Annotated in this window: 21 protein-coding genes and 2 tRNA genes; 6 read left to right on the top strand and 17 right to left on the bottom strand. The window is 31.7% G+C overall.

Annotated features, from left to right (window positions below):
• Positions 1-137 precede the first annotated feature (137 nt).
• From HALO113_RS04555 to udk, 5 genes are all read right to left on the bottom strand, one after another.
• Entirely contained in the window at positions 138-2,537 is a 2,400-nt protein-coding gene (locus HALO113_RS04555; RefSeq protein ID WP_159777897.1) for a T9SS type B sorting domain-containing protein, read from the bottom strand.
• Positions 2,538-2,770: 233 nt separating this feature from the next.
• Positions 2,771-4,903: a methylmalonyl-CoA mutase gene (gene scpA / locus HALO113_RS04550; protein WP_159777896.1), complete on the bottom strand. Its 2,133-nt coding sequence runs from the start codon at positions 4,901-4,903 to the stop codon at positions 2,771-2,773.
• Positions 4,900-6,285 (bottom strand): methylmalonyl-CoA mutase subunit beta, encoded by a 1,386-nt coding sequence (locus HALO113_RS04545; protein WP_159777895.1) that lies wholly within the window; start codon positions 6,283-6,285, stop codon positions 4,900-4,902. The genes scpA and HALO113_RS04545 overlap by 4 nt, the downstream gene beginning before the upstream one ends.
• A 124-nt stretch (positions 6,286-6,409) precedes the next feature.
• A complete protein-coding gene (locus HALO113_RS04540; protein ID WP_255477863.1) occupies positions 6,410-6,685 on the bottom strand; it encodes a septum formation initiator family protein in 276 nt (91 codons plus the stop codon).
• A 67-nt stretch (positions 6,686-6,752) separates the two neighbouring features.
• Positions 6,753-7,361: a uridine kinase gene (gene udk, locus HALO113_RS04535; protein ID WP_159777894.1), complete on the bottom strand. Its 609-nt coding sequence runs from the start codon at positions 7,359-7,361 to the stop codon at positions 6,753-6,755.
• Positions 7,362-7,590: 229 nt separating this feature from the next.
• Here udk and HALO113_RS04530 point away from each other — a divergent pair.
• A tRNA-Pro gene (locus HALO113_RS04530) sits at positions 7,591-7,665 on the top strand.
• A gap of 178 nt (positions 7,666-7,843) precedes the next feature.
• On the opposite strand, the gene HALO113_RS04525 is transcribed toward HALO113_RS04530, so the two are convergent.
• The 4 genes from HALO113_RS04525 to HALO113_RS04510 form a co-directional block, all read right to left on the bottom strand.
• The gene (locus HALO113_RS04525) at positions 7,844-9,100 is read right to left on the bottom strand and encodes a TonB-dependent siderophore receptor (protein WP_159777893.1); all 1,257 of its coding nucleotides are present in this window, start codon (positions 9,098-9,100) and stop codon (positions 7,844-7,846) included.
• On the bottom strand, positions 9,082-10,002 hold the full coding sequence (locus HALO113_RS04520; protein WP_159777892.1) for a TonB-dependent receptor plug domain-containing protein: 921 nt from the start codon (positions 10,000-10,002) through the stop codon (positions 9,082-9,084). Before HALO113_RS04520 ends, HALO113_RS04525 begins: the two co-directional genes overlap by 19 nt.
• Positions 10,003-10,164: 162 nt before the next feature.
• Complete coding sequence (locus HALO113_RS04515; protein WP_159777891.1) at positions 10,165-10,584, bottom strand: RDD family protein; 420 nt, start codon at positions 10,582-10,584, stop codon at positions 10,165-10,167.
• A gap of 299 nt (positions 10,585-10,883) precedes the next feature.
• Positions 10,884-10,957: transfer RNA gene (locus tag HALO113_RS04510), tRNA-Met, on the bottom strand.
• Positions 10,958-11,118: 161 nt separating this feature from the next.
• Here HALO113_RS04510 and HALO113_RS04505 point away from each other — a divergent pair.
• A complete protein-coding gene (locus HALO113_RS04505) occupies positions 11,119-11,511 on the top strand; it encodes an START-like domain-containing protein (RefSeq protein ID WP_159777890.1) in 393 nt (130 codons plus the stop codon).
• Between the two features lie 53 nt (positions 11,512-11,564).
• On the top strand, positions 11,565-12,407 hold the full coding sequence (locus HALO113_RS04500) for an aminotransferase class IV (RefSeq protein ID WP_159777889.1): 843 nt from the start codon (positions 11,565-11,567) through the stop codon (positions 12,405-12,407).
• On the opposite strand, the gene HALO113_RS04495 is transcribed toward HALO113_RS04500, so the two are convergent.
• The 5 genes from HALO113_RS04495 to HALO113_RS04475 all read right to left on the bottom strand — a co-directional run bounded on the left by HALO113_RS04495 (position 12,400) and on the right by HALO113_RS04475 (position 16,934).
• The gene (locus HALO113_RS04495) at positions 12,400-12,960 is read right to left on the bottom strand and encodes a YqgE/AlgH family protein (RefSeq protein WP_159777888.1); all 561 of its coding nucleotides are present in this window, start codon (positions 12,958-12,960) and stop codon (positions 12,400-12,402) included. The two genes, HALO113_RS04500 and HALO113_RS04495, sit on opposite strands and share 8 nt — an antisense overlap.
• Before the next feature lie 119 nt (positions 12,961-13,079).
• Positions 13,080-13,352, bottom strand: a complete 273-nt coding sequence (locus HALO113_RS04490) for an HU family DNA-binding protein (RefSeq protein ID WP_130736689.1) — start codon at positions 13,350-13,352, stop codon at positions 13,080-13,082.
• A gap of 177 nt (positions 13,353-13,529) precedes the next feature.
• On the bottom strand, positions 13,530-14,477 hold the full coding sequence (fmt, locus tag HALO113_RS04485) for a methionyl-tRNA formyltransferase (RefSeq protein ID WP_159777887.1): 948 nt from the start codon (positions 14,475-14,477) through the stop codon (positions 13,530-13,532).
• Positions 14,477-16,360, bottom strand: a complete 1,884-nt coding sequence (locus HALO113_RS04480) for an ATP-dependent DNA helicase RecQ (protein ID WP_159777886.1) — start codon at positions 16,358-16,360, stop codon at positions 14,477-14,479. The genes fmt and HALO113_RS04480 overlap by 1 nt, the downstream gene beginning before the upstream one ends.
• A 34-nt stretch (positions 16,361-16,394) precedes the next feature.
• Positions 16,395-16,934: an AAA family ATPase gene (locus HALO113_RS04475; RefSeq protein ID WP_159777885.1), complete on the bottom strand. Its 540-nt coding sequence runs from the start codon at positions 16,932-16,934 to the stop codon at positions 16,395-16,397.
• 125 nt (positions 16,935-17,059) lie between these two features.
• Here HALO113_RS04475 and HALO113_RS04470 point away from each other — a divergent pair, with 125 nt between their 5' ends.
• Genes HALO113_RS04470 through murA form a run of 3 tightly spaced genes read left to right on the top strand, consistent with a single transcriptional unit; the run spans position 17,060 to position 19,364 of the window.
• Positions 17,060-17,344 carry a DUF493 family protein gene (locus HALO113_RS04470; protein WP_159777884.1) on the top strand — a complete coding sequence of 95 codons (285 nt, stop codon included), beginning with the start codon at positions 17,060-17,062 and terminating at the stop codon, positions 17,342-17,344.
• Positions 17,345-17,346: 2 nt separating this feature from the next.
• Positions 17,347-18,048, top strand: coding sequence for a DUF4290 domain-containing protein (locus tag HALO113_RS04465; protein ID WP_159777883.1), 702 nt, complete (start codon positions 17,347-17,349; stop codon positions 18,046-18,048).
• Positions 18,049-18,053: 5 nt separating this feature from the next.
• Positions 18,054-19,364: a UDP-N-acetylglucosamine 1-carboxyvinyltransferase gene (gene murA, locus HALO113_RS04460; protein ID WP_159777882.1), complete on the top strand. Its 1,311-nt coding sequence runs from the start codon at positions 18,054-18,056 to the stop codon at positions 19,362-19,364.
• A 70-nt stretch (positions 19,365-19,434) separates the two neighbouring features.
• Here the strand turns inward: murA and HALO113_RS04455 are convergent, their stop codons facing one another.
• From HALO113_RS04455 to HALO113_RS04445, 3 genes are all read right to left on the bottom strand, one after another.
• A complete protein-coding gene (locus HALO113_RS04455; protein ID WP_159777881.1) occupies positions 19,435-21,897 on the bottom strand; it encodes a DUF5686 and carboxypeptidase regulatory-like domain-containing protein in 2,463 nt (820 codons plus the stop codon).
• A 50-nt stretch (positions 21,898-21,947) separates the two neighbouring features.
• Complete coding sequence (gene aroQ, locus HALO113_RS04450) at positions 21,948-22,361, bottom strand: type II 3-dehydroquinate dehydratase (RefSeq protein WP_159777880.1); 414 nt, start codon at positions 22,359-22,361, stop codon at positions 21,948-21,950.
• Between the two features lie 152 nt (positions 22,362-22,513).
• Positions 22,514-24,955, bottom strand: coding sequence for a T9SS type A sorting domain-containing protein (locus tag HALO113_RS04445; protein ID WP_159777879.1), 2,442 nt, complete (start codon positions 24,953-24,955; stop codon positions 22,514-22,516).
• Positions 24,956-25,051: the final 96 nt, after the last annotated feature.

Here is a 25,051-nt window from a genome sequence, read left to right as displayed (position 1 = left end):
ATGATTTTTGTCAATCTGAACTTGTTTTAGGTTCTAAATTAAGTTGATAATCAATGTTATCAGTTTCTTAAATCGAAGATTAAACGAAGTAATAAATTTTGAATGACACCTTTGTAACCTTTTTGGACAGCATCTTTTTATCTTATCAAACTAAAATGCGATTTAAATATACGAGTCTTATTATTTTCTGTAAATTCTATGGTAAACCAATAATCGTTTGCAGGTAAGTCTTGATTGTTGAAAGTACCATCCCAACCGTTAGAGTTATTGGTAATTTGTTTGATTAATTTACCATAACGATCAAAAATAGAGATAATAGCGTTAGGAAAGGCATTTTCAAAACGAATGGACCAAGTGTCATTAATTCCATCTCCATTCGGTGTGAAGAAATAAGGATAATTAACGATGAAAACTTCTTGGGTTAACTCTTCCGAACAACCTTTAGTATCTATAACTGTAATGGTATGACTACCCATAGAGACATTTTCAAATACATTATTTTCTTGTAGCGGACCTGCATCTAATTGGTATAAATAATTACCTGTTGCAGTTGCTACTACAGTAATGATTTGGTTTTCGGAAAAAGCAGCTGTTGTGGTATATTCAAAATCGGTTAAAGTAGCTTCATTAACAGTTACTTGTAAGGTTTGTGATTGTGCACATTGTCCCGCATCTGGGGTAAAGATATAAATACCAGAATTATTATTATCAATTACAGCAGGATTCCAAGTGCCTGTGATTCCATTAGGTGCTGTATTTTGTAAGATGGGAGGAGTTGCACCAGAACAAAAAAGGAGTTCATCCTCAAAATCAGGACTAAAATCGTTGGCTACAGTAATCGTTATTTCATAAGGGTCAATTTGCACACAAGAAGTTTGTGATTCTGGTGTAAAAGTATAGGTTGTAGTTCCTAGAACTGATGTGTTTATTGTAGATGGATTCCAAGTTCCATTAATAGGAGTACTGTTTGAAGATGTATTAGGTAAAACGGGTGCAGTTGCATTTTCACAATATAATAAAGGAATATTTGGAAAACTTAATTGTATGATTTGTGTAGGATTTACAGAGATAGTGATATTTTCTGATATTCCTTCACATCCATTAATGGAAGGTGTAATAGTATAAATAACTGTTCCAGTCGTGTTATTCGAAGAGGTCAACATTTGCGAGATACTGTTTCCTGTACCATTAGAGGCTCCTGTACAATTATTTTGCATTACTGTCCAACTAAAAGTGATATTGGGGTTTGTGCTGTTTAATGCAATAGACGTTGTTTCACCCGAACAAATGGTTGTTGTACCATTTGTGGTTAGTGTTGGCATGGGTTCTAAAGTAACAGCCGTTCTGTTAGCACTAGGGCAGCCATTTGCGTTAATCGCTTCTGCGTAATAAGTGCCAATGTTAGTTGGTGTAAAAGAATTACTATTTGCCAATAAAAGTGTTCCACCTGAAGCAGTATCATACCAATTGACCGTTTCATTTGCATTCACGCTTACTGATAAAGTACTAGTTGAATTGTTACATGCTGTAGCATTTCCATTACTTACAGGAGCATTAGGTAATGGACTAACAAAGACAGTATAAATATCGGATAAGGTAGAACAGAAGTTGTTATTAATGTGAGAAATATCTTGTGCTACTTTTACTCTATAATAGGTGGTTACTGAGGGCGTAGGTACAGAAAAAGTAGTATTGTTTTCTCCTAAAATATCTGAAAAATTAATATTGTTTGTACTTTGTTGCCATTGATAAAAATAAGTGGAAGCACCAGAAGTACTTACTTGAAGGCTATTATTAATAAGCGTTTCATTTGGACAAATAGTAATCGAATTGCCTGAAGTAGTTGTATTAGCAATAGCTGAATAATCACCACAAGAACGAAACATAATATCATCGATAGCCAAGTCATTACCGCAACCACCAGCACCATTGTTTTTCATTTTAAGAACTACGGCAGATTGTCCAGTTGGCATGGTAAAAACGAGTCCGTATTGTGTCCAATTAGGTGTTGATGTTCCTGCAATATTTCCAGTACTTCCCGATCGAAGCAATACGGTTTCTGTAGCATTCCAAATTTCGAAAGTCACATTAATGGGAATGCCAGTTCCAGGGCAACCATTTGAAGCCGAATTGTAAATATTAAGCAACCAAGCCGTAAATTCGAAAGTGGTATTACTACACAACCCCGTAACCACTCTTCTATAAAATTGGCCTGGAGTATTACTGGCGTTTACAATTAAACATTTACCATTTAATCCATCAGGTTGTGTATCAGGTGTATGATCTAAGGAGTACAGCCAGTTATTAGGTATAAGATTGGTTCTATTGTAAAGTGTATACTGACCATCTTGTGGAAAACCACTGGCTACATAAGTATAATTCGTAACTCCTGCAGGCAATTGCGGACCATAAGTGCTACCACTACCAAAATTTTCAAAAAAAATAGGAGCGCCACTACTGCCATTACAGAAACCAAGCTGACTGAAAGTGAATGTATAGTTAAAAAGGAATAAAATTATAAGATAGTTTTTTTTCATTATTACCAAAATTCAAATACTATTTTTTATATTTTTTAAATATAATGCCATATAAATTATAATGATATAAAATATAAGTTATAAAAACTATACAGATTTGTTTTTCTCTGACTCTTTTATTTTGTTTATATAATTTGGAAATTCAGCGGTTAGATAGCTTAAAATGCAAACGGCTTAGCCTTTTAGAGCTAAGCTGTTTTAATATTGTTGAGGTGTTGTAGAGTTGTTTTTAGTTACTCCTCCAATAAAACTTCTAAAATACGAACGGCAGCATCGCTAATTTTAGTTCCAGGACCAAAAACAGCTACAGCACCTGCATCAAATAAGAATTGGTAATCTTGCGCTGGAATGACACCACCTACAATCACCATAATATCTTCCCGACCGTATTTTTGTAATTCGGCTATTACTTGAGGAACTAAGGTTTTATGACCCGCTGCCAAAGAAGAAACACCTAAAATATGTACGTCATTTTCAACAGCTTGTTTTGCCGCTTCTTGTGGTGTTTGGAATAACGGACCAATGTCTACGTCAAAACCAACGTCTGCATAACCTGTTGCTACTACTTTGGCACCACGATCATGTCCATCTTGGCCCATTTTGGCAATCATAATACGAGGACGACGCCCGTCTTTTTTAGCAAAAGCATCGGCTAATTGTTTCGCTTTTTCAAAGCTTTCGTCATTTTTTATCTCTTTACTATACACGCCGCTAAAACTTCTAATTTGTGCTTTATATCTTCCAAATACACTTTCGAGTGCATCACTAATTTCTCCTAGAGTGGCTCTATTACGAGCTGCTTCTACAGCTAAAGATAATAAATTTCCATTACCTGTTTTAGCACATTCCGTTAATTTTGCCAAAGATTCAGCTACTTTTTGTGCATTTCGAGTGGCTTTTATTTTAGCTAATAATTCTAATTGTTGGTTGCGCACCATTTGGTTGTCCACATCTAAAATATGTAACGGATCTTCTTTTTCCAAACGGTATTTGTTAACTCCTACAATTATATCTTGTCCGCTATCAATACGGGCTTGTTTTCTAGCTGCAGCTTCTTCAATACGTAATTTCGGAATTCCTGCTTCAATCGCTTTGGTCATGCCACCTAAAGCTTCCACTTCTTCAATCAATGCCCAAGCTTTTTCAGCAATTTCAGCCGTTAAGCTTTCTACATAATAACTTCCTGCCCAAGGATCCACCGTTTTACAAATTTTAGTTTCTTCTTGAAGGAAAATTTGCGTATTTCTAGCAATTCGAGCAGAGAAATCGGTAGGTAAAGCAATGGCTTCATCCAAAGCATTGGTATGTAAAGACTGCGTGCCACCAAAAGCAGCAGCAGCAGCTTCAATAGCAGTACGCGCTACATTGTTAAATGGGTCTTGTTCTGTTAAACTCCAACCTGAAGTTTGACAGTGCGTACGTAAGGCTAGTGATTTTTCATCTTTAGGATGAAATTGTTTTAACAGTTTAGACCACAACATTCGGCCCGCACGCATTTTTGCAATTTCCATAAAATGATTCATTCCAATTGCCCAAAAGAAAGATAAACGAGGCGCAAAAGTATCAATATCCATTCCAGCAGCTAACCCGGTGCGAATGTATTCTAATCCGTCTGCCAATGTGTAAGCCAATTCGATATCTGCTGTAGCACCTGCTTCTTGCATATGGTAACCTGAGATAGAAATCGAGTTGAATTTGGGCATATTTTTACTGGTGTATTCGAAAATATCAGCAATAATTTTCATGGAAGGAGTAGGAGGATAGATGTAAGTATTTCTTACCATAAACTCTTTCAGAATATCATTTTGAATGGTTCCTGAAAGTAATGCAGGTGCCACACCTTGTTCTTCTGCTGCTACTATATAGAAAGCCATGATAGGTAAAACTGCACCATTCATGGTCATAGAAACCGACATTTCACCTAAGGGAATTTGGTCAAACAAAATTTTCATGTCTTCCACCGAATCGATGGCAACACCTGCTTTCCCAACATCGCCTACTACACGTTCATGATCGGAATCATAACCTCTATGAGTTGCCAAATCAAAGGCAACAGAAAGTCCTTTTTGCCCCGCTGCTAAATTTCTGCGGTAAAAAGCATTACTTTCTTCTGCGGTAGAAAAACCAGCATACTGACGAATGGTCCAAGGTCTTCTTACATACATAGTACTATATGGACCTCGAAGATTGGGTGTAAATCCTGCCGCAAAGCCAATATGTTCTAAATTTTCAATATCTTCTTCTGTATAGGTTGATTTAACCTCAATTCCTTCTGCGGTAATGAAATTCTCTTTTCCGCTCGAACTGACAGATTTAGATTTCTGATTTCGGACTTCTAATTTTAAATTTTGTATGTCTTTTCTCATAGTTGTTCTTCTTGAGCTAAGCGTTCTTGTTCTAGTTTTTCGGCTAGTCTTTTTTCGATTATTGGTGTAACTAGTGTTTTGCGCGAATGGGTTTTTACAAAAGGGAATAGTTCCAAATCCTCTTTCATTCGGTCATTTTTATTCGGATATTTATTGGTGCCTAATAAAATTTCTTTACCTGTGTCGAAAAGTTCTTGTTCTTTGGTAGCACTTTCTTTTATTTTTCGTTGGATTGTGCCTTCAATTAATTGCGTAATAAATCCGCCATTCGCTTCAATGTCTTTAAAAAGTTGGAGCGCTTTTTCCGCTAATTGCTCTGTAATAGTTTCTATATAATAAGCACCATCTGCAGGATTGTTGACTTTATCGAAATAACTTTCGTTCTTTAAAACTAATAATTGATTACGAGAAATACGGTCACCAAATTCATTGTCTTTATGATATAAGGCATCATAAGCCAAATTAGCAACCGAATCAGCACCACCTAAAATAGCACTCATGCATTCGGTTGTAGTACGAAGCATGTTTACATTATAATCGTATAAAGTTTTGTTTCGTTTCGTTGGTGTAGCCAATATATGACATTCGATATTGGGATGATATTCTTTTGCTAGTGTTTCAAATAGAAGGCGTAAGGCTCTAAGTTTGGCAATTTCAAAAAAGTAATGTGTTCCCACAGCCACTTCAATGGTTATAATTGTTTTAGAATTTGACTCCACAGACCAGTTAATTCTATTGAAATATTCATTGGCATGCGCTAAAGTATAAGCCAATTGCTGAATGATATTCGCTCCTGCATTTTGATAAATACGCGTTTGTAAGTTTAAAAATGGCAGGTTTGTTTGGGTAATAATTTGATTTAATGTATTAAAGTCGGTGTCTAGATTGGTGAACCAATTTCCTTCTTTAACTAAATGACCAATGGGGTCAACTTGTATGGAGAAATTTGCCTTATTTTTGGTTGCAAAATCATTAATTTGATTTACGAAATCGATTGATAAAAAAGGTAAATAAAAAAAATAGTGCGTGTTACCTAAAGGAAGATTTTGCATTAAATCCTTTATAACTACCGATTCGTTTTCAATAGTAAAACGAATGCTTTCAGCACCACGTTGTAAAGTGTCTAGCGCTTTTTTATTGGATTTAGCAACATCATGAACAAAAATATTTTGTACAATTTTAAATTGGGTTACTTGCGTATTAACTTTTATGTTAGATTCAAATTCGTCTACATGGTAGAGAGGTTTTACTTTAATACCTTCTAAACTTTCCCAAACGAGAGTTTCATTATAATCGGCACCTTTGAGTTCAAATTGTATTTTTTGTTTCCATTCTTTTGATGAAATGGCTTCAAATTCTTGAAATAATTTTTGACTATCCATTAGTTGTTTTTTTAATGGGTTTTATTGTTCCTGTCGTTTGTTTTAGTCCTGATGGAAGCTAACTACCTTGTAGTGCGTACAGCAGGAACATGGTTTAAAAGAAGCGCAAGTGTTTGACTTCTTATTAAAAATCGTTTTGTTCTTGTTTTTCTTCTCCTTCGAATTCTATGATGTAAATATCTTCGTTTTCGCGTTTCATAAAATATTTTTCTCGAGCATATTTTTCAATTTGATCGGGATTTTTCAATTTTTTGATGCGAATACTGTCTTTTTTAATTTCGGTTTCGTAATAATCGATATTGTCTTGCAATTCGTCTATTTCTTTATTTAAAACGCGATGTTCCAAATATGAGTAATTGTCTAGAAAAAGCATCCAAACCAAAAATCCTATGGTTACCAATAGGTATCTGTTTACTAAAAAATTTAGAAAAGGGAATTGGGATAATATGCTTTTAATTTTTTTCAAATTAACGGATGCGTTGTTTGATTACTGCTCTCACTACGTCGATAGCTACGGTGTTGTATTTGTCATTTGGAATAATAATATCGGCATACGCTTTAGTAGGCTCAATGAATTGTTGATGCATCGGTTTTAAAGTATTTTGGTAACGGTTTAAAACTTCTTCCATATCTCTTCCTCTTTCTGCAATGTCTCTTTTTAGACGTCGGATTAAGCGTTCGTCTGAATCGGCATGAACAAAGACTTTAATGTCAAACATTTCGCGTAGCTCTGGATTGGTTAAAATTAGAATTCCTTCTACAATCATCACTTTACGAGGATGTGTAATGATAGAATCGTCTGTTCTGTCATGCGTTACAAAGGAATAAACAGGTTGTTCTATGGTTTTACCTGCTTTTAAATCTTTTAAATGCGTCACTAATAAATCAAAATCGATGGCTCTTGGATGGTCAAAATTTATTTTAGTACGTTCATCATAACTAAGGTGATGTGTTTCTTTATAGTATGAATCTTGTGAGATAATTCCAACTTCAGTTGCCGGTAATTCATTCATAATTTGGTGAACTACAGTGGTTTTTCCGCTTCCTGTTCCACCAGCTATTCCTATTATTAACATTTTTGATTTATTTTATTGGGCAAATTTAAGTATTTGATTTTAATTTTATGTCTTTCCTATCAATTATACATTAGAAAATCTATAAAGTCAAAAGAATGCATTAAAATATACTGTTTTTTGTTAGAAAACTGAGAATTGAACTATTTTTTGATGGAAATTTTAAATGCGAAAAAAAATATTTTTTTATTTGCAGGTCTTAAATTTAGTTTTATATTTGCATCCTCGTTCGCGGGGTGTAGCGTAGCCCGGTTATCGCGCCTGCTTTGGGAGCAGGAGGTCGCAGGTTCGAATCCTGCCACCCCGACAAAAAAGCCTTTCTGATTCAGAAAGGCTTTTTTTATTTCTTTTATATTTCTAAAATTAATTTAAATCCAAGGGTATTTTAACGCTTAATGCAATATTTAAGCCAGGTTCCGCAATTTTATAAGGTCTAAAGCGAGACATATGATTGATGTAATTGCGATCAAAAATATTGTTTGCAGTTAAGGTGAAAGCTGTTTTTTATAACTAGTGCTAATTCCTAAATTGAAGATGGAATAACCTGGCGTTTTTAATTCATTTTTGGCTACTTGATTTTGGTCGAAAGTAGAAGCAACTGTTAAGTTGATAACCGAACTACTAAATTTACCAAAATCATTCAGTGTAATGAATAAGGTATTGGTTAACTTCGTTGGGTTCATCATGGGTAAATACGAATCATCATCTGTTCGTATGCCATTTAAGGTTGCAAAACTATTGTCTAAACGGAACCATTTTAAGCCTTCTGGGTGAATAGAAAGCGTAGCTTCTCCTCCAGTAATTTGAGCTTTATTCTGCTTGAACTCATATAAAGGGACACTATTTGTTGGGTCTAAATTACTTGGAACTGTAGTGCTTGTTGGTTCAATATAGATATAATTTTGAATGGTATTCACGAAGAAGGCTCCTTCAATGCTTATCGATTCATTGGCATAAACCGCATTCAAATCAAATTGTTGGTTGTGTTCTTTTTTAAAATTAGCATTACCCACTTCGAAACGTTGAGATTCTAATTTGAAACCATTTGATGTTAATTCGTTTAGATTAGGCGAACGATAGCCTGTTGCAAAACTTGAACGTAAGGTTAGTTTTTTAGCAATAGTATAAGCAATACCTGCAGATCCACTAACATTATTATAAGATTTAGAAATTTCGGGAATGGTATAATTTAAGCCGTTCGTTTCATCTGTATCTAAATTTCTAGAATCGAAACGCGCACCCAAACTAAAATTAAAAGCTTGGTATTGGTATTTGTTTACTGCAAACAAACCAAAATCTTTAATCCTTGCATCTGGAATTAAAACGGTTTGTGCTCCCGAATTATTGGTATTGTTTTGGTACATTCCTTGAGAACCAACAATCGTACTGAATCGATTCCAAGTAGGAGCGTACCATTTTAAGTTATAGGTAAGACTTTGCAAGGTCATATCGACATACTTATAGCCTTTTTTTACACCTGTTAATTCTTCATTTTCAGTACGGTGGTTGTTTTGATAACCGACAACTAAATCGACTTTTGATTTTCCAGTTAAAAAAGTAGAGTGAGATGTAAGGCGGTTGTCTAAGACTGTATGAAAAGGCGCTTCAATTTCAAAAGGATATTTTTCTTTTTCAATATCACTGTTAATAATTTCACCATTGGGTCCAAAAGTAATGTCTTTACCGTCTAAAATTCCAAAGAAAGCTTGATTAAAAGTATATTCTAAATTAGTGGATCCCATTTTCTATTAGTACCTAGATATCCTTTGGCTCCATATTCTAACAAACGGGTATTTGGAATTCGGAAAGATTGATTGTCGATAAAGTAATCAGAGAAAAGTTTCCCTAAAGCGCTCACACCCCAATTCAAATTTTCTTTAGCACCGTCTACTTTAGCATTGGCTCTCCAACCTAAATTGTTAGTAGACATAGCTGCAAAAGCAGAACCTTGTGTGATTCCAATAGGAGCGGGTTTGGTTTTTACAAAATTTATAACACCACCCATTGCTTCAGGTCCATATAATAAACTTTCAGGTCCTTTGATGACTTCAATTTTTTCAAAACCATTTTCATTCACCCCAATTCCGTGTTCGTCATCCCATTGTTGAGTTTCAAAGCGAACACCATCAATAACGGTTAAAACCCGATTACTTGAAAGTCCGCGAATAGAAGGTCGGCTTACCATAGTTCCAGAAGTTACTGCATCTACACCCGGTATTTTATTAATAATGTCCATTACACTAAAACCACCCACTTTGGATATATTATCAATATCCACTACATCAACTTCATAAGTATTGGTGCTTTGTGTGTTGATATAAGAATTTGATAACACCACTTCATCCATTTGAATGATTTGTTTTTTTAATTGTACATTAAGGGTTTGTTCTGTATTGGAATCCGAAAGGATTACTTCTTTGACAACAGGTTCGTAACTCAAATAGGAATATTGAAGCGTCAGTCTACCTTTTGTAGTTAAAGTTATGGAATAGTTTCCGTTTTCATCTGAAACAACCCCTTTGTTCCATTCGGTAATATAAATATAAGCGCCTGATAAAGGAAGATTTGAATTTTCTTCTGAAATGGTTCCAGAAATACGATTTTGTGCGTGGAAAAAGGTTGATATAGTTAAGAAAAATATCAAGAAAACTATTTTTTCATTTCTTGTTTAAAGTTAGACGATACGAGTAGTAAAAATAGACTAAAATTAGAGAATAAAAAAAATACTGTTTTCAATTCCTTTTGTAAGATGATTTTATTTTTAATTATTTTATAATTATTGTAAGCTTAATTTATACTGAAAAAATCAATTTCTGTATTTTATAACTATAGTTTTTGCCCAAATGTCACCCAGTCTTTGTCCTTTTGAATTGCTTTTCATTACCAAATACCCAACAAGCCCCAAAAAGGACATGTCAATTGGGTCTAACAGATGTCGCTGTAAAGATTGAATAAATGTAATTTTAATAGTTTGATTATCTTGTGCAACTGGCTTCAAACCCATAATTCCATTTCCGAGGGTTGATCCTAAAAAGTATTCGAAACAAATAGTAAAAATAAACCACGGAAGAATCGTTATTAATGCGGGAAAATCATTTAATTCATAACTTTCAGGCTCTCCAGCTACAGGTTCACCTAATGCAAATATTAAATAGAAATCAATTATTACAATAATAGAATAATCTATCAAAGCTGCTACTATTTTTTTTCCAATATAATGCCTCATGAGGTTTTTAAATGTAAATTTATTTATAAACTTAAATTCCTCAAAATAGATCTATTTCCACTTTATTAAAATAATGTCATTTCAAAGAAAATAGGAAGTAGTTACAGGAATGTTTATTTGTTTATAACTAATCTTAATCGTATATTTTTGGTTTACTAAATGGTTTCAAACCGTATGCGTTTTCGTATGCGTTTCCGTATGCGTTTGTTAAAATTAGTTTAGTTAAAGACATAAAAAAAGCGGTCTTAAATTTCTTCAAAACCGCATAAAATCTAATGTTTTTAAGTTTTTAACTTTCGTAGCGAAGACGGGATTTGAACCCGTGACCTCAGGGTTATGAATCCTGCGCTCTAACCAACTGAGCTACCTCGCCATATTTGTTGGTTGTGCATCTCTCAATGCGGGTGCAAATATATAATTATTTCTTTTTACTCCAAACATTTTTTGATAAAATATTTTTTTAAAAAAAATCTGTTTTTTTCTTTTTGGTTTTTAAGATTATTCTCTATATATTTCCAAAATAAATTTTTAAAAATGGAAGTTAAATTAAAATACGAATTAGAATTCCCCATTCATGCCTCGCCTTCACTATTATATCAATATATATCCACTCCTTCTGGGTTATCTGAATGGTTTGCAGATAACGTAAATTCAAGAGGAGAACTTTTTACGTTTATTTGGGACGATTCTGAAGAGAAAGCTAAATTAATTGCCAAGCGTACAGGTGAAAGAGTAAAATTTCGTTGGTTAGACGAAGAAGGGAGTGATACAGATTATTTTTTTGAAATGAAAATTATGGAGGATGAAATAACAAAGGATGTGTCTTTAGTAGTTGTCGATTTTTCAGAAGAAGATGAGTTGCAAGAATCTAAATTGCTGTGGGAAAATCAAGTTTCCGATTTAAAACATGTGTTAGGTTCTGTATAAAACTCGATTTTATAAAGTATATTTGTCCCGATTAAATCGGGACTTTTTTATTTATGGTAAATTATAATGGAACTATCCAACAGAGTAGTAGTGTAGTTATTGAGCAAAATAGAGGCTTTTTATTTGGGGATTGTGTTTTTGAAACGATGAGGATATTTGATAAAAAGGTATTGTTTTTAGAAGATCATTATTTTAGATTGATGGCTTCTATGCGTATTTTTAGAATGGAAATCCCAATGGAGTTTACAATGGAGTTTATGGAAGAACAAATCCTATCTCTAGTAAATGCACAAGAAATAAACGCTTTATCTTATAGAGTGCGACTATCAGTCTTTAGAAAAGATCTAGGGTTGTATTTACCTAAAACGAATGATATTGCTTATGTAATAACTTGCTTTCCTATTGAAAACGATATGTATATTATTCATTCTGCAAATTATGAAGTTGAATTGTATAAAGATGCTTATATAACTAAACAACTTTTTTCTTCACTGAAGTCGAATAATAAGATGGTACAAGTTGTTGGGAGTGTTTTTGCTGCAGAAAACGGTTATGATAATTGCCTTTTATTGAATGATGAAAAAAATGTAATTGAAGCTTTACAAGGGAACTTGTTTATGCGAAACGGAAATACATTGATTACTCCTCCAATAACTGATGGTTGTTTAAACGGAATTATGCGTAAACAAATTTTAAATTTTATCAAGAAGAAACAACAATATAACGTAATTGAACAATCTATTTCGCCTTTTGATTTACAAAAAGCAGATGAGTTATTCATTACCAATGTGATTTCAGGAATACAGCCTGTTACAAAATACCGTAAGAAAGAATATCAAGTACAATTAGCTTATGAATTGTTGCAAGATTTGAATGTTTATATTCGACTTAATTAAGTATTGGGTCAGAGGGGGCATTTGAAAACAATATATATTCACCTCCTTGTTCTTGTATTTTTTCTTTCCAAAAATATTGTGATGCTTGAGCAAGTAGCTCACTTTTTTGTGTATTTTCCGTAATTATCCAAGAATTTTCTTTGAGTTCATTTTCTAATTGATGGAGTGCCCATCCACTATAGCCTAGAAAGAAGCGAATGTTATTTTTAGAGATTAGACCTTGATTAATAAGGTTTTTAGTGGTTTCAAAATCACCACCCCAATAGATTCCATGTGCAATTTCTACACTGTCGGGAATAATTTCAGGAATATTATGAATAAAATAAAGATTATCTTGTTCAACAGGACCACCATTATATACTTTAAATGAAGCTTCAATTTCTGGAACTAAATCATTTATAGTATAAGATAAAGGTTTGTTTAATATAAAACCAACAGATCCATCATGATTATGCTCTGCTAGTAGAATAACTGATCTGTTAAAAGAAAAATCTCCTAAGGTTGAAGGTTCTGCTATCAGCAAATGTCCTTTTTTGGGTAAAACTGATATCATAAGCGATGATTTTTATTTAAAATTATCAAAAAATGTTTACAAAATCAAATGTTTTTCTTAAAAAGTTAAAAAAAAATCCCGCATTTGCGGGATTTTATGATTTATGTAAAAAAATAAGATTAGTTTACAGCTCCGTCTAACTCTGCACCAGCTTTAAATTTAACTACATTTTTAGCAGCAATTTTAATAGTTTTACCAGTTTGTGGGTTTCTTCCATCTCTAGCAGCTCTTTTAGATACAGACCAAGAACCAAAACCTACTAATGAAACTCTTCCACCTTTTTTCAAAGTTCCTTCCACGTTGCTTAAAAATGATTCTAAAGCTAATTTAGCAGCTGCTTTTGTAATTCCAGCTGAAGCTGCCATTGCATCGATTAATTCTGACTTGTTCATAATAAAATGTTTATTAATTTGGTTAAACTTAATTATTTCTACACAAATTTAGTTGTATAACTGAATTGTGCAAGTGTTTACTAGGATTTTACCTTAAAATGTTAATAAAACGGTTTTTTTGTTAATAACCTTGGTTGTTTTTCTAATTTAAAACGATTGTATCAGTATTCATAAGGTCTAAAAAGCAATCGCGTCTTCAGAAAATTCTATACCATTCAGCAATTCTTTAGTTTCCATTTTTCTTTTTCCTGGGAATTGTAAACTATATATATGAAGATATCCATCAAGGGTTGCAATCTTTAATTCTTTTTTGGATGTGATTAGTTTACCAACAGGATTTTTATGTGTTTCAGCCGAAAAATGAATATCAAAGAACTTTACATTCCATTCATTATGACCATCTTTAATATATGTCCAAGCTGCAGGATAAGGATTTAAACCTCTTATAAGGTTGTAAATCTCATTTCCTTTTTTAGACCAATTAATTTTACAGTTTTCTTTGTTAAGTTTGTAAGCAGTTTTTAATTCTCCAAGTTCTTCTTGAATAGTTGTTTTTACTTTGTTATTGGCAATTAAATCTAATGTTTCAATGACAGCATTACAACCTAAATGCATGAGTTTGTCATGTAATTCTCCAACGTTTTCGGTAGGAGAGATGTTTGTCTCTTTGTGTAATATCATTGCACCTGTGTCAATTTTATCATCAATAAAGAACGTAGTTACTCCAGTTTTAGTTTCTCCATTTATAATAGCCCAATTAATAGGTGCTGCCCCACGATATTGAGGAAGTAGCGATGCATGTAAGTTAAAGGTGCCATATTTAGGCATTTTCCAAACTACTTCGGGTAACATTCTAAAAGCAACTACAATTTGTAAATTAGCATCTAAATTTCTCAATTCGTTCAAAAAATTTTCTGATTTGAGATTAGTTGGTTGTAAAAGTTTTAAATTTTTTTCTAATGCAAATTCTTTTACTGCACTCATACTTATTTTTTGTCCTCGACCCGCAGGCTTGTCTGGAGCAGTAATTACACCTACAATTTCATAGTTACTATTATATATCGTGTTGAGAATTCCTACAGCAAAGTCAGGTGTTCCCATAAATACAATTCTTAATTTTTCCATTATAATAAAAAATATTGATTATAAGTGTTGATGTCTATTTTATTTTTCTCTAGTAAGGTTTGTATGGCAAAGATAGTTTGTTCTGTAGTTAAGTCTAAACTATTTTGTATTTCTCTTGATGTTGCTTTTTTTTCTTCTAAAAAATGAACAACTTTATTGATTGTTTCAAAATCTAATGTGCTTTTTTGTGAAACACAATAAGAACAAATACCACAATTTTCTATTATTTTTTCATCAAAATATTCTAATAAAAGTTTGTTTTTACACTTTTCTTTAGAGATATAGTGAATGACACTTTTTAATTGATTAACTTTTAATTCGTTTTGCTTTTCTAAGGGTTTTGAAATTCTATTTATGGTAAGAGCGTCTTCTCTTATTTCGTTAAATGTAATACGACTATCGTTATTTTGAATGATAAGATGAATGTTGTTGTTTTTCTCTAAATCAGTTATAACTTTGAGAACCTCTTTTTCAATTGTTTTTGCTTTTTTAGCAATTAAACTGATATTTATTAATGTGTCTAATTCAAAAACTCCAGGGTAGGTTCTAAGTATGGTTGTGATAATTTCTTCAGATTTAGGATTCAAACTCATATAACGTATTACTTCTTTACTGGGAATGATAAATTGAAGGCTTATTTTTTCAGAATATTCATTTTGAAGCGTAATAATTCCTTGTCTATCTAAATATTGTAATGCATTAAATGTTTTAAGCACAGGAAAATTATATTGTGTGCAAAATTGATTTAAATTAAAATTAAATTGTTCATTAAATCCTTCTCCATATGCTATTTGAAAATAATTGTTGAGTTTTATATAAATTTCTTTTAAAAAATCTTTATCAGGTAAAGAGGTTAAAAATTGTTTTTTTGCTATTTCAACATCACCTACACTAACCAATAATATAGCAAAAGCTTTTTCATTATTTCGCCCTGCTCTTCCAGCTTCTTGATAATAATTTTCTAGGTTTTCCGGAAGTTGCACATGTATTACTGTTTTTACATCTGGTTTATCAATTCCCATTCCAAAAGCATTAGTAGCTACAATAACTTGGGCTTTGTCTTCTAGCCAAAGCTGCATATTGTGTTCTTTTTCTTTGCTTGGTAAACCACCATGAAAGTAAGTTGCTGTAAAACCAAACGCTTCTAATTGATGCGATAATTCTAAACAAGATTTTCGATTACGTACATAAATAATAGATGATTGGGGATTTTTAGTAAGTATTTGTCTTACTTTATATAATTTATCTTCTGTTTCAATAACATGATACGCTAGATTTTTTCTACTAAATGATTTTTGAAATATAGCGGGATTGTCTAAAGCTAAATTTTGGATAACATCTTCTTGTACTCGTTTTGTAGCTGAAGCTGTCAAAGCTAAAAAAGGGATTTTTGGAAAATGTATTTTAAGGTTTTTAATTTTTAGATAGGAAGGACGAAAATCGTGTCCCCACTGGCTTACACAATGAGCTTCATCAATTGCTATAAGGTTAATAGGGAGTTGCTTAAGCCTTTCAATAATCCAATCTTGCTGTAATCTTTCTGGAGAAAGATATAGAAACTTATAATTTCCAAATTGGCAATTGTCAAGCAAATCGATAGTTTCATTTTGTGAAATTCCACCCAAAAGAGCTATCGCTTTAATGTCTCGTTTTTGTAAGTTTTGAACCTGATCTTTAATTAAAGCAATTAAAGGAGAAATAACCAAGCAAATACCTTCCATTTGCATGCCAGGCACTTGATAGCATATCGATTTGCCTCCGCTAGTGGGTAAAAGTACAAAGGTGTCTTTCTTTTCTAAAACCGAATCAATTATTTCTTCTTGTAGTTCTCTAAAAGAACCATATTTCCAATACTTTTGAAGAATTTGTAAAGATCCAGTCATTATAAAAAAAGATAGAAATGTTTAAGTTAACCAATTATTTTTTAAGTTCACTCATTAAAAATGAAACTCTATTTTCTACAGTGTCTTTTGGAACATGAATTAAATGATAACCATATTTTTGGTAAATATTTTCTAAATGCATTTGAATTTCTACCGCTTGTTCAAAAGATTCATAACGTTCTTGATCACTAGTATAAATTTCTTCCCAAGGGGGTAATACAAATACCTTTGAATACTTATGTGTTAAACAAGCTTCATGGAAAGCTTCAGGGAAAGAATCACCAATAAAATTCATATAAGCTATTACGTCTGGAAGACCTCTATCTATAAAAATAAGATTAGAAGTTTCTAATTTTGCTTGTTGATATTGTTTTATTCTACCTTCTAATAGCATTTCACTAAATAATAAAGGTTTTTCTAAAAATAATTGTTCAATACCCTCTTGTTGCGCTTTTTGAATTACTTCTCTTGAAATTTCAGGATAACATATATGTCCTTCTTTTACTAAAGCATTAATTAAAGTTGTTTTTCCAGAGCTTGGACCTCCTATCAAAACTACAATTTCTTTCTCCATTCCATTAAAACTAAAACGCAAAAGTAAGTTTTTTTTAAAAATCTAGTTCATAAATTAAATTTATGTTCTTCAAAACATTTATTCTTAACTTAAAAAAGTATATTTGCTACTTTAAAAAAATGAAGATGGATAAGAAAACGGAAGACTTTTATATTCGTTTGAAAGAGGAATTGGCAAATACTTCACTATGGCCTACAGAATATTTATTTAAATTTATTGTTCCTTCAAATGTTGAAAAAGTAGAAACGGTAGAGAATGCTTTCAATGAAATGGGAGCAGTTATTAATACAACACAATCTAAAACAGGAAAATACACTAGTATATCAATAAGTGTACAAATGCAAAACCCACAGAGTGTAATTGATAAATATCAAGAATTAGCTGTGGTAGAAGGTATCATATCATTATAATTATGGAAGTAAAAACAGAAGCAGTTTCACAATTAGAATATAATTCATTGCGTGAACCTTTAATAATTCCTGAGTATGGAAGACATTTACAGAAATTAATTGATCAGGTAACAGATATTAAGGACAGAGAAGATAGAAATAAGGCAGCAAAATATGTTATTTCTGTCATGGGTTCTTTAAATCCTCATTTAAGAGATGTTCCCGATTTTCAACATAAATTATGGGATCAATTGTTTATTATGTCTGATTTTAAATTAGATGTAGATTCACCTTATCCAATTCCTTCCAGAGAAGCTTTAAACCAACGTCCAGATATATTAAAATATCCGCAAAACTTTCCTAAATATCGTTTTTATGGAAATAACATCAAATATATGATAGATGTGGCTATAAAATGGGAAGAAGGAGATTTGAAAAGTGCTTTAATATTGGTTATTGCTAACCATATGAAGAAATGCTACTTGAGTTGGAACAAAGAAACAGTAGAAGATGAAGTTATTTTTCAGCATTTATTAGAATTATCTGATGGGAAAATAAATTTATTCAAATCAAATGAAGAACTTTCCAATTCACACAACCTTATGAAAGTGAATAAGAAAGTATCAAACAAATCACAATTTAATTCGGGTAATAAGAATTCGAATACTAAAAACCATAAGAAAAAACCAAATAATAATAATCCTAAAAACCATAAAAGAAATTAATTTTCATGGGAACATTTAAAATAGAAGGTGGAAAACAACTAAAAGGAGAAGTTACTCCTCAAGGAGCAAAAAATGAAGCGTTACAGGTTTTATGTCCTGTATTGTTAACATCAGAAAAAGTAAGGGTAACCAATATACCTGATATTATTGATGTAAATAAATTAATTACCCTTTTAGGAAATTTAGGTGTTAAAATTCAAAAAAACGGTGCTGGTGATTATACTTTTCAAGCGGATGAAGTAAATGTTGACTATTTAAAAACGGAAGCTTTTAAAAAAGAAGGAGGAAGTTTAAGAGGTTCGATAATGATTGTGGGGCCATTATTAGCGCGTTTTGGTTGTGGATATATTCCAAAGCCTGGAGGAGATAAAATAGGTCGTCGTCGTTTAGATACACATTTTGAAGGTTTTATTAATTTAGGAGCGAAATTTAGATATGAAAGAGAAGACCATTTTTATGGTGTTGAAATAGAAGGTAGGTTACAAGGAACCTATATGTTGTTAGATGAAGCCTCGGTTACTGGAACGGCTAATATTGTTATGGCAGCTGTTTTAGCAGAAGGAACAACTACTATATATAACGCAGCTTGTGAACCTTACTTGCAACAATTGTGTAAAATGTTGAATTCGATGGGAGCCAAAATACAAGGTATTGGTTCCAATTTATTAACCATTGAAGGCGTTGAAACTTTAGGGGGTTGCGAACATCGAATTCTTCCTGATATGATTGAGATTGGTTCTTGGATTGGTCTTGCTGCAATGACTAGAAGTGAAATCACTATTAAAAATGTGAGTTGGGACAACTTAGGACAAATTCCGAATGTATTCAGAAAATTGGGAATTACATTAGAAAGAAAAGGAGATGATATTTATATTCCTGCTCATACTAATGGTTATAAAATAAAAACTGATATTGATGGTTCTATTTTAACGGTTTCTGATGCACCCTGGCCAGGTTTTACTCCAGACTTATTAAGTATAGTTTTAGTCGTAGCAACTCAAGCAGAAGGAGATGTCTTAATCCATCAAAAAATGTTTGAAAGTCGATTGTTTTTTGTAGATAAATTAATCGACATGGGAGCCAAAATTATGTTGTGTGATCCACATAGAGCTGTAGTTATGGGACATAATTTTCAATCACAATTAAAAGCGACTACAATGAGTTCACCAGATATTCGTGCGGGAATTTCATTGTTAATTGCGGCTTTAACGGCTAAAGGATCAAGTACGATTCAAAATATCGAACAAATTGATAGAGGTTATGAAAGAATAGACGAACGATTAAGAGCTCTTGGAGCTGAGATTGTGAGAGTATAACAGTTTTTTGAGTTATAATAAAAAAATCCAAATTCATTTGAATTTGGATTTTTTTATGGGTATTTTTTAATTAAAAACGTAATCCAAACATTATTCCGTCTCCTTGGAAACCACCTTGATACGCTCTTACATAATCAATTCGTAAAAATCGGAATTTACCAAAACCAATATTATCAAAACCTACACTAAATTCCTGATAAGGTTTTGTATGGGGTATATTAATTTGGTGAAAACCACCTACTAAATTCCATTGTAATTTGTTTAATAACGGAATTTTATTCATAATATATCCTTTAAAATTGTGTTGCAAATGGGTTTCTAAATAGGAATCATTTGTAGAATGTGTGTAATAAGGAAGTAGATTAAAAGCATTCGTATAATTGCCTCTAAAATTCACATGCGTTTGATTTCCATTAAAATGCTTATAATCAATAAAAGAAATACCATCAGCATTGAAAAATTTTCCACCTCTTATATTGATGTCAAATTCTCCTTTGTTGCCAAGTGTTTTATTATAATCAATACGTGCTGCCACAAAATCATAATTGTAATTAGATTCACTTCCTCCAAAAGCTTTTTCGTAAGCAAAACTTAAAATGGGGTAGTTGTCATTTTGTATGTTGATCTTTCCGTCTGGTCTTGATATGTATTTTTGACCAAAACGAATTCTAGTTGAAATATGCGCTTTATATAGACTGTGTTTTTCAAATCCAGATGTATAGTCAAACGGGTTTAATGGATCATTTGAAAAATAAATATCCTCTTTTTTTGCAATTGCATAATCTGTAGTATTAAAAAGAGAATGTCTATTTTCATAGGATATTTTAGCATTAGCCGTTAATCCGTTTATGACCTCTTGGCCATAACTAATTTCTACAAATTCTTTATTGTATAATTTCATAAAGTTGTTCTTAAAGAACAGTGTACTTACCGAATTTACAAAATTTGTAATCGGTTCATTACTATTAAATTGATTGACACTACTTCCTCCAGAAAGTGTTAGATTTGCATAGTTTTTATTATTAAAACGATGAAAATAACGTCCTATAACACGCAACCTGTCTTCTGCAAACCCATAATTGAATTTTGAGCTTATAGAAGTAAACTTACCTGTTTCTTCATCCCATTTTCGGAATGAAAAGCCACTGTCAAAATTCCAACCTTGAACCGTATTGAAACTTAAAGAGGAAAAGTCTAATACACCATCATAAGAAAAGCTCCAATTTTTAAATGAATTTTTGTAACTATAACCAGTTATAATGTCAAAAAACTTAAATTTATTTGATTTGGCATCAATAGAATCCAAATAGGTTTGCGATTTTCTAATGGTTTGTATACTATCTTTTTTTGTATAACTTGTAATTTCTTCTTCTGTTAGCGGTACTGGTCTACTTGTTTGCCAAAAAGCATTTTCCTTTTTATTTGCATTTTCAGCAAAAGTGACAATTTCTTTGCCAAACGTTTTTTTATCAAAGTTTTCTTTAAAATGGTAATTGCTAAAAACATGAGTAAATTTACCTGTAAACTTCATGCCAAATATTCCAGCATTAAAATCTAATGATTGAATATTTTTTACCCACAACTTTTCTTCTGTATTATAACTGAAGTTTTGAATTAGTTTCATAGTCTCTAATATAGGTTGTTGCATACGATATCCTTTAATATCTAAGTCAATACCATAAATAGCCCAAGTATCTTCTACTATGTAAATATATCCTTCGAAAACCGGTTCTTTATCTCTTTTGGGAGTTACAAGTATTTTATTGATTAATTGATTTTTATCATCATAAAAAGTGCTTTCAAGTTTGAAACGATAATAATTAAAAGTATTATCTGCAATGGGTGAAACCATATTTATATCAAAATTGACATAGTTTTCATAAAAATCATAATTAGTATTTAAAGCAGTATTATAGCTAAAACCATTATCATTTCCTGCTATTTTTGATGCAATAATTTCTTCTTTTAAATTATTAGGTTTTTCGAATTTTATTTTAGAAACTGTTTCAGATAAATAAATTACTCCGCTTCTTGTAGAATCAAGACTACCATCTAAATCGCCTATTTCTACACCCATGAACTTTTCAGGGATGTCTTTAACCTTAAAAATACCTCTAGAATAAAAATCTGCTTCAAATTTATCCGTTTTATCTGCATTCGATTTTTTATTTATAATTGCTTTTTTAATGATTTCATCTGCTGGGTTAACACCATTTTGAACAACAACTTCGTTTAACTGAAAATCTTCTTCTTGTAAAGTTACATCATAAATAAAAGGATATTGTGTAACATTTAATTTGTGCTTTTGCGTTTTATATCCTAAATACTGAAACAAAAGATTCACGTTTCTAGAAGTGGTATAATTCAATTCATATTTTCCATTTTCATTAGTTGTTGTGCCAATGTAGGTATTCTCAACATAAATGTTAACATAAGGTAGTGGGTTGCCATTGGCATCTGTTACAGTTCCTTTAATTTGTGCTAAAATAAAGCTACTAGTTAATATAAGTACTAGAGTAAATAATTTTTTCATTTTTAATTTAGGTTTATACAATAGACGATTTTGTCAGTTAAAGGGTTGCATTAAAGAAAAGAATGTACAGCTAATTCATAACTTTTTAGTCCAAACCCAATAATTACTCCTTTAGCATTGGGTGAAATGTAGGATTGATGTCTAAATTCTTCTCTGGAAAAGGTATTCGAAATATGTACTTCAATAACAGGGGTGTTTATTCCTTTTATAGCATCACCTATACCTATGGATGTATGTGTGTAAGCACCAGCATTTAGGATAATTCCGTCGTATGTAAAACCTACTTCATGAAGTTTATTTATTAATTCACCTTCTATATTACTTTGAAAATAAATAAAAGAAATAGTTGGAAATTGCTGTTGTAAAGTTTTAAAATAATCTTCAAATGTCAGATTTCCGTAGATTTCAGGTTCTCTTCTTCCTAATAAATTGAGATTAGGACCATTAAGTATTGCTATTTTCATGTTTGTATTTTATATAGATTTTGAGTAAAAGTAAAAAAACCATTTGTCTAACAAATGGTTTTATAAAAAGTTTATGAAATTTTAGCAAAAAATTAGTTTATGGTACTTATCGTATTAAAAATGGGAATAAATATTTAAACTAATTTCTTTAATTATTCAATGATGAATTTTTTTGTTTTTAAATTATTTTCAGAATCAAGATACGTAAGTAAGTAAATTCCTTTACCATAATTAGCTGTTACTACCGAAATTTCATTGCTTGTAGGTGAATCATTTTGGAAATCTTTAATCATTTTTCCATAAAAATCGATAATGGATAGAATTTTGCAATTGTTTTTTACGATTGTTAACTCATTTTTAACTGGTATTGGAAATAAAACGGGCTCTTGTTCCAATTTAAATATACTTGTTTCTTCATTATTAGCTTTTCTTCCAGAAGTGGAATTACGATTAGCTGTGTATTTAGCACTTGCACACATATCGACTAATTCTGATTGTGTTGCAGGTATAACTTTATTTGTTGGATTTGCAGGATTTGACGTGCCTTGATTTGCATATGTTATTGCATCAGCTATATAATCTGAACCATTCATATTATATCCAGCAGGTGCCTCTTTTAATTCTATAGGATATGTAACCACATATAATACATTTTGAGCATCAGGATTATCGGTTCTTTTTAAGTTAAGAACAAATTTTAATTTGAAATTTTTAACTCTTGGTGCTAAGAACTCTGGTCTAGGCGTTGTTACTTGTGGCTCAAATGCTAATGAATTTGCGGTATTGCTTTTAAAATCTGAAGTTAATAAATTGTTCCAATTTACAGGTAAGTCAGCCTTGTTTTGTGTATAACTGTATATTCTAGGACCTTGAATATTTTGGAAATCACAAGTGTTTGTGCACTGCCATTTTTTGGTAAAAGAACCTGTACTATATTGATTTATTTGTCTTTTTTTGACAGATGTACTCACAGAAGAAACATCATGTAAAAATTCAAATGAATAATCATTTTTAAAGTTGTTTATTCCCATTGGTTTAAAAGCATTTTGAAAAATTCCATTATTTGGATCAACAGAAGGACCAATGTCTGTTCCATTAATAGCTAAACCATTATTTAAGTCAGAATCAAGATTACTAAAAACAAAAGAAGGGTATTTTTTGGGATATGTAATTGAAGGTTTTTCGTATTCAACTATAAGAATAACTTCCGCATCTTGTAAAGTTAAATGGCTAGCAGGGTTTATGGCATATTTTATAACATCACCCGAAAGTTTGTAACTTCTGTTTGTGAATGTGTAATCAGAGAGTATTTCCCAATATTCTTTTATTCTTGATGAAGGGACTATTGTTTCTCTATTCAAAAAACTCTTTGAATAATTACTGTCTTTGTAGTACATTACAGGTGAATTTATTAATGAAAAAACCCCAAGTGTTTCATTATATAAAGGTTGTCCACCCATCGTACCGGGTAAAAAATTGTTGTTTAGCGAACCTGGTAAACCAATAGTTTGGTTATGCATTGGATCTTGAGTAGAAATCGTTCCGCTTATTTTTACGTCTAAATTAACACTCATTGGAGCTAATTGTATAGGTTGGTTTCCACTTGCACCACCTCCAAATAAGCCACTTATAAATTTTACTCCTTCGCTTATTTTTGGAAGAGCTGCTAATCCTGCTTTCATAAAACTATTATTATTGAAAAAATCACCAAGATTATTAATAGCGTTAATCGTAATACCACCATCTGCTAAATCTTTATAAATTTTTTGATATTTTTCTTTAAATTTTTCAATACCAGAGTGTACAGACATCATTTTATTATTGATATTGTCTGCGGTTTTCCAAAAATTTCCATCAGAAGAAGCTCCACCTTGTCCTTGAGAAATAGAGGTTATAGTACCGGTTATTTTACCTGTTAATTCTACAGATGAATTGCTAATTAGTTCACTATATAATTTTAATCGTGCTGTTTCATTTACAGAACAAGTACAAGGATCATAATTTAGTTTAAAATCGGCATACGCCCAATAGTTATTGTCATTGTAAAATTTTAAAGCTGTGCTCAGAGATGGATTGGCAATATGAGGAGCATCTAAAGCTTTTTCATCATTAGCCATATCTAAAAGATTGGTTTGAAAACCTGGAGTGAATTTTAAAGTTAATAAAGCTCCATTATAATTAACATTTCTACACCATTTTACTAAAATACGAAGCATACCAGTGTATTTATTGTAGAGCATTAGATAGGTGTGTTCTGGTCTTGCGGCTAATGGAATATTATTATTGTCGTATCCAAGATTATAGGCAATCATTTCCCAGCCGTCTTCTGGTTTCATGTCTTTAGATAAGGATAATGGCAGAAGTTCAGATTGATTCGATTGGAAAGGATTGGGAGTAAATGAGTTTGGAGTGCATTGAGAATTGATACTATAGTAGGCACTAGTAGTAGTCCAATCAAAATGATTCAAATAAGTAGGTTCATTTGGATTAATTGGTGATTGAGGATTAGTACTCACTCCGTTGGGCGCGCAAATACTTTGTGCATAACTGAAAAAAAAGCAGTTTAGTACGAGCAAGAAATAAATTTTTTTCATGGTTTTTTATTTAATTGCAGCAAATTTAATGTGGTTTTTTTTAGCAAAAAATAAACTTGAGTTGTTGTTTTTTTGAAAAGATTGTGTTTTTTATAT

The organism is Flavobacterium sp. 9AF (assembly GCF_902506265.1).
GTDB lineage: Bacteria > Bacteroidota > Bacteroidia > Flavobacteriales > Flavobacteriaceae > Flavobacterium.
The sequence above is the reverse complement of the archived record's forward strand: the minus strand, read 5'-3'. Positions and strand labels throughout refer to the sequence as shown.